This window comes from Pseudobutyrivibrio xylanivorans DSM 14809 (genome assembly GCF_900141825.1).
GTDB classification, from domain to species: Bacteria; Bacillota; Clostridia; order Lachnospirales; family Lachnospiraceae; genus Pseudobutyrivibrio; species Pseudobutyrivibrio xylanivorans.
In genome coordinates, this window is sequence record NZ_FQYQ01000044.1 from 1 (window position 1) to 6631 (window position 6631).

Genomic DNA, 6631 nt, shown 5'->3' on the forward strand with positions numbered 1-6631 from the left:
CAATGTCATTAAGTTAAGATGAATCAATTGAGATCTCTATACCAGAAATGGTATAGGGGTCTTCTTTTTTATAAATATATGTTGACATAACAAGAGAAATATGTGGCCGCTTTCGCTACTGATGTTTTTAAGGTAGCGAAAGCGGCCCTTGTAATTAAGGGAAAACTTGATTACGAGGAGGTAACATATGAAACCTAAACATGTCAAAAAAATTTTAATTTCAGAGATTGAATCTACCGCTAAGAGTATGTGTAACTATGTAAATAATAAAGAAACTGACTTCATAAGAAATAGGAAATTACCATTCCTGACGATTATCAAATCCATTATTGGTATGGAAAGTAAAAGTCTTACAAATGAACTAATAGATATTTTCCCAAATGTTGAATCTTTGCCGTCTGCATCTGCTTTTGTGCAGCAACGACAAAAGATTAAGGCAGAAGCATTTAAAGCTATTTTTAATGGTTTTACTAATAAGTTGATGTCGGAAGATAGTAACGATATGGTAATTCTTGCGGTTGATGGTTCTGATATACAAATACCGACCAATTATGATGATAAAAGCTCGTATTATCCAGGTGCTAATGGGCAAAAGCCATATAATCTTCTGCATTTGAATGCGCTGTATGATTTAAATAAGCACATATATGCAGATGCATTAATACAGGGAAAACGAAATCTAAATGAACATTTAGCATTACAACAAATGGTAGATAAATCAAATATAGATTGTGCTCTCATCATAGCTGACAGAGGATATGAATCTTATAACAGCATGGCACATATACAGGAAAAGGGATGGTTCTTTCTAATTCGTATAAGAGATGGAATATGTGGAATAAAAGCAGGTTTTGAATTACCTGAAGAGCCTGAATATGATGTTAGTATTGAATTAAACCTCACTCGCAAGCAAACGATTGAAACAAAAAAATTGTTTAAAGACAGAAATCATTACAGGGCACTTCCTGCAACCACACCGTTTGACTATCTTCCTTCTATATCTAGGAAAAGTGACCCTACTAGATTTTATAAGCTTTATTTTAGACTTGTACGTTTTGAAATTAGTGATGGAATATATGAGAGTGTTGTAACAAACTTAGATTCATTGAAATATCCGCCATCAAAACTTAAAGAATTGTACGCAGAACGCTGGGGAATAGAAAGCTCATTTAGAGACTTAAAATACACAATAGGAATGCTTAATTTTCATTCAAAAAAGGTGATGTGTATTCATCAGGAAATCTATGCCCATTTGATAATGTATAACTTTGCAGAAATGATTACCTCGCACGTAGTCATTGAAAAAAAGCAAAGAAAATATACATACAAGGCGAACTTCTCAGTCGCTGCTCATGTATGTAGACAATTTTTTCAAGGAAAAACAACATCACCTAATTTAGAAACCATTATTGCTAGAAATACAATCCCAATTAGAACTGGAAGGCACCGAGAAAGAAACCTCACAGCAAAAGTATTTCGTGGTTTCTTATATAGAGTAGCATAAAAATAATAATTTAAAAACGCTTTGCTGGCAGATTTATCATCTGTCTATTTGTTATGCTTAAAATGAAAAAACGAGATTGAAGTTTATAGCTCCAATCTCGTTTTCTTTATTTTAGTCTCCACTGCAATGTTAACTTAATGACATTGACCAAAATGGTCGTCCTTTTTTAGCATCCATTTAAAAGAAACGGAATACTCCGAATACTTTACCAAGAATTAAGCAATTATCTACGATGATTGGGTCCATAGTGTCGTTTTCAGGCTGAAGACGAATGTGACCATTTTCTTTATAGAAAGTCTTTACTGTGGCGCTATCATCAACAAGAGCCACAACCATATCACCATTCTTTGCAGTGTCCTGCTGTTTAACCAAAATGGTATCGCCATCTAAGATACCGGCATTAATCATTGATTCTCCCTGAACTCGTAACATAAATGATTGCTGATTAGGCATGTGCTCTGCAGGAATAGGGAAGTACTCAGAAATGTTCTGAATAGCAAGTAGTGGCTGACCAGCTGCAACCTTTCCAACTACAGGTACATTAACAACTTCACGACGAACCATATTAAAGCTATCATCAACGATTTCTATTGCACGTGGCTTTGATGGATCACGCTTAATGTATCCGTTCTTTTCTAAAGTCTCAAGATGAGAGTGTACAGAAGAAGTGGATTTGAGATTACATGCATCACAAAGCTCACGAACAGTAGGTGGATAGCCTTTATTTAAAATTTCAGATTTTATAACTTCGAGAATTTCACGCTGCTTCGCAGATATTTTTCCATATGCCATATGAAAATCTCCTTTCACATTTAATCTATATTTAGAGTATCATACGGAACATAGTTTTGCAAACACATTTTCCGAAATTTTGTTCGAAAAGTTGTTGACAAACGAATGTTTGTGCGGTATAGTTCATTTCAGAACAGATGTTTTCGAACATATTTTTCTTTTTTGAATGGAGGGGAATTATGAGAAAGTATACAAATGCAGAGAGAATCGTTAGAAATAGAAAGATTATGCTTGCTGTAGGACTTATTATTTCATTCGTTGTAGCATTCATGTTATATAGTAATAGAGCAGTAGCAGAAAACAGTAGGTCAGTTTATAAATACTACACCAGCTATGAGATTCAGCCAGGTGATACTCTTTGGGATATTGCGGATCAGTTTATGTCGCCAGAAATGTCCGATAAAGAAGCTTTCATTGATACTATTAAGAGCATTAATCACTTAGGTGGTGATGACATTACTGCTGGTAAATATTTAGTAATTGAATATTGTTCTTACGAAGAATTATAAAGTTCTTCATTGTTCCTTATAAATAAATTTTATGCAATTAATAATCTTGTTATTTCCCTATAATACTGATAATCTATTTAGTATAGGAGTAGTTATGCTTAGATTTTTAATTGCAATAATAACAAACTTAAAACGTGGTCCATCGTTTATACGAACCATGAGAAGGATGACAAAACATCCTGAAAAATATTCAGAGAGAGATAAGTACGTATATGCATTAAAGATTGTTCGCTTTCTCATGAAAAGTGCGAGGATTTCCACTAACATTTATGGCGTGGAAAATCTTCCTTCTGAGGGGGGGTACGTTATGTATCCCAACCATCAAGGAAAATACGATGTATTAGGCATAATGTATGGTCATCGTAACCCGTGTACTTTTGTCATGGACAAAGCTAAATCATATGGGTTTATGGTCAGGGAAATGGTGGATTTGCTTGGAGCAAAACGTCTTATGCTTGATGACGTTCGTCAGAATATAGTCATAATGGATAAGATTACCAAAGAATTAAAAGAAGGGAAGAGATATATTCTTTTTTCTGAAGGCGGATATGATAATAATGGAAATATAGTACAGCGCTTTAAGCCAGGTAGTTTTAAATGTGCCATGAGAGCTAAGGTTCCGATTATTCCTGTTACGCTTATTGATTCTTACATTGCTTTTAACAGCATTAAGCCAGGACCTGTTAATACAAAGGTTATTTTTGGTAAACCAATATTATACGACGAATATAAAGATTTAAAGACACATGAGGTGGCTGATTTAGTTCGTGGAACGATTATTTCTACAATGGAAGAATATGGTGTTTATGATAATAAAAATCAAGCGCCTAATATTCTTACATAATATGAATTTATTGTTTTTTTAAGTAAAATTTGTTATTAAATGTTATTTAGTACACATTTTAGTGATAATTCATAAAAAATTCACATTTATGTAAATAACGTTTAACATTTTGAGCAATAGTTATAATTCTCAAATTCCGCTATACTAGTTATACTTGTGTTTTTAAATTAAAAAAGGAATTGAGAGAATAATGAAGGCTAGAAATTTTATTACTTTTATTTGTACATCTTTAGTGATGATTATGTTAAATGGATGCGGGACAGAAGATGTTACAAAGGCTTTTTCCTCTGAAGAAACAGGATTTCGCACATTCGAGTGGGGTGTTCCTGGATATTTAGTTCGCAAGGAAGAAGCAGCACCTATTATGTATGAAGGTGATGGCCGCCTTATGTATTGGGATAAATCATTCGGTTATGACTCAAATATTACTTATTGCTTTTCAGAAGATAATAAATTGAATCACGGATATATAACTATCGAATCAGATGAAGATAAAAATGTTACCTTTAATAATATTGCTTCAGAATTAGAAGGTCTTTATGGTGAACCTTACGAAAAAACAACTAACCATTACAGATATTTACGATCAGATAACACTACAATCTATTTATCAAAAGATGGTGTTGAAGTAGCAATATTATATACTCAAAATTAAAAATGAATTTATCCACCCTCTAATTTAGCAGTCATAAATCGAATCATAAATCGAAAACGTCACTTTTAGAACTAAATGCAAATTTTTGAATAAAGCTTGATTTTCTAAGAGTTACTGCAAATTATGCAGTAGCTCTTTTTTATTTAGTTCGCTTGACATCCCTAATTATATGTGATTTTTAAAGCTCTGTCATTAAAAAACGACATGCCAAAAAGGCCTTTAACACAAGGTTTCCAGGACTTAATGCTAAATGCCAACGTATTTACAAATATTGCATTAAGTTCTGCAAATCGATAATTGTGTTATACTTTACTCGAAATAATTTTTATAAATTATTAGGTTTCCGCAGCAACCAAGGCTTAAGGATAACGTTGTCAGGTGCAATTTTGTCTGAACCTAAAGCTTGTAAAAAATCATCACCAAGAAGAAGCTTAGCTAAATCGTATGGGGATACATTATTTAAGCTTTCACGGGGATAATTGTTGATGTGGTTCATCAAAAGATGAATGTCAGACTGGGAAAGGTCGTTAAAGCTTTTCCCTTTTGGCAAGACCTGCCTAATAAATTCATGATTTCTTTCAAGCATTCCCTTCTGCCAGGAGCAGTAAGGATCACAATAAAACAGCTTCGTTTTGATTTCACCATACCTATCACATTCAATAGCATATGGATTTCCAAATTCAGTCCCTCTGTCAGCTAAAATTACTTGAAAAAGTTTCTGAAACAGCTCAATTCCGAGTTTGTCGCAAATATCGTTTATAGCATCAATTACGGCCACTTGAGAGTGTTCTTTTAGAAGATAAATAATCATAAATCCTGACTTACGATGCAGCATAGTCATGAAACTGTAACCACCTACAGCTCCAATAACTGTATCTAATTCCCAGATATTTAAATCAGGTTTATCTGCTATGAACTTCTGAAAATCCTCGTACGTTCTTTTAAATACAAATTCTTGAAAGCTCTTAGGTCGCTTGCCATGACTATAACGAGGTTTAAAACGTACTTTACGTGGCATATCTATGTTTCTAGCTGTAAGATAACAACGGTCAACATATGCATATAGAGTACTGGCAGAACAAGGGAGTTCATCTTTATGATTGGCATATATAGTCCTTATAGATTGCCCTTTTAGTAGAAGAGGAGATACCAGATTATCTAGTCGTTCCATTTCCTCAGCAGAGAGACTTATTCCATCTCTAGACTCCCTGAGTTTATCCTCATATACAATCTGTGCACGTCTAGCCTGATACCTGTATCTAGCAGAAAATGTACCGATACGACAAGGATGTTCCTTGCATCCATTACAGACAAAAGGTGATTTTGTGAGTTTAGGACATAGATATGGCTTATATTCAGGGCATTTGTCATTGCAGTAATCATCACAGTCGCTACAGGACATTCGCCTGCATTTTCCTCGTCCACATAGATTAACTACAGGGCACGCAGCTGACCTGAACTGATAATAGCATTTCTCTCTAGTGGCGGTATTACAGATAAATCTATTTCTTTGTATTTCGCGCGCAATAGAAGAATCTGGTCTACCAAGTTTCTGTGCAATCTTATGGATTTTTTCTCCCTTATTAAGTAGATCTTCGATTATAGAACGTTCCTCAAATGTAAGATGTTTGTTGTTCATGTGATTACCTCCATATTCTATAGGTAATCGATTTGCAGAACAGTATTAGTATAATTCTAATAAACAAAAATTGAAAATATGGTAATTAAAGCTTTCTTTAGGCTGTTAAATCAACTAAAATAAAGGCATTTGATAAATCGGCAGTTTGTAGAGTTGTTGACAAGATAGTACTTGTAAAGAGAGGCAGAAGAGGAATATGAAGCAATTAATCGTTGTAGCGGACATGGAGGGGGCAAGCGGGATCTTTGAATCGAATAGTCATGCTTGTTTACATGAGGAATTATATCCGGAGTATACCGATTGGAGAATATATGGTAGAAAATGTATTACCAGCGATGTGCTTGCAGTTTGTAATGCAGCGATAGATTCGGGGATAGAGGATATCCTTCTGTACGATATGCACTTCGCTGGGTGCAAAGAATTCAATGTTGAACTTGATAAGTTACCGAAGCAGGTAAGAGTCTTTGACTTGCCGGAAAGAAGCTGTTACTGGAGCCGAATCCGCGGTCAAGCGGCTATAGAACCTTTTGGAATCATAACGGTAGGTCAACATGCAAGAAACGGAGAAGCAAACGCATATTTTCCGCACACAATTCATACACCGCCGCTGGAGTCATTTTTCATAAATAGCATTCATATCGCGGAGATCGGTGAAAGTGTTATGTGCTTTAGCGATGTACCATATCTG

Annotated in this window: 7 protein-coding genes; 5 read left to right on the forward strand and 2 right to left on the reverse strand. The window is 34.6% G+C overall.

The window, feature by feature from the left end; translation table 11 throughout:
- The first annotated feature begins 187 nt into the window (after positions 1-187).
- Positions 188-1504 (forward strand): IS4 family transposase, encoded by a 1317-nt coding sequence (locus BUA88_RS15570; RefSeq protein WP_072916781.1) that lies wholly within the window; start codon positions 188-190, stop codon positions 1502-1504.
- Between the two features lie 177 nt (positions 1505-1681).
- Here the strand turns inward: BUA88_RS15570 and lexA are convergent, their stop codons facing one another.
- Entirely contained in the window at positions 1682-2296 is a 615-nt protein-coding gene (gene lexA / locus BUA88_RS15575; RefSeq protein WP_072919672.1) for a transcriptional repressor LexA, read from the reverse strand.
- A gap of 179 nt (positions 2297-2475) precedes the next feature.
- Between lexA and BUA88_RS15580 the strand changes: the two genes are divergently transcribed.
- From BUA88_RS15580 to BUA88_RS15590, 3 genes are all read left to right on the forward strand, one after another.
- On the forward strand, positions 2476-2805 hold the full coding sequence (locus BUA88_RS15580; protein ID WP_159430916.1) for a LysM peptidoglycan-binding domain-containing protein: 330 nt from the start codon (positions 2476-2478) through the stop codon (positions 2803-2805).
- A 94-nt stretch (positions 2806-2899) separates the two neighbouring features.
- Complete coding sequence (locus tag BUA88_RS15585) at positions 2900-3649, forward strand: lysophospholipid acyltransferase family protein (protein WP_072919673.1); 750 nt, start codon at positions 2900-2902, stop codon at positions 3647-3649.
- Positions 3650-3839: 190 nt separating this feature from the next.
- Complete coding sequence (locus BUA88_RS15590) at positions 3840-4304, forward strand: hypothetical protein (RefSeq protein ID WP_072919674.1); 465 nt, start codon at positions 3840-3842, stop codon at positions 4302-4304.
- A 325-nt stretch (positions 4305-4629) separates the two neighbouring features.
- Here BUA88_RS15590 and BUA88_RS15595 read toward each other — a convergent pair whose 3' ends face one another.
- Complete coding sequence (locus tag BUA88_RS15595) at positions 4630-5943, reverse strand: IS30 family transposase (protein ID WP_072919675.1); 1314 nt, start codon at positions 5941-5943, stop codon at positions 4630-4632.
- Between the two features lie 196 nt (positions 5944-6139).
- Here BUA88_RS15595 and BUA88_RS15600 point away from each other — a divergent pair.
- Positions 6140-6631: M55 family metallopeptidase (locus BUA88_RS15600; protein WP_143151463.1), on the forward strand; the 492-nt coding region annotated here is incomplete at its 3' end.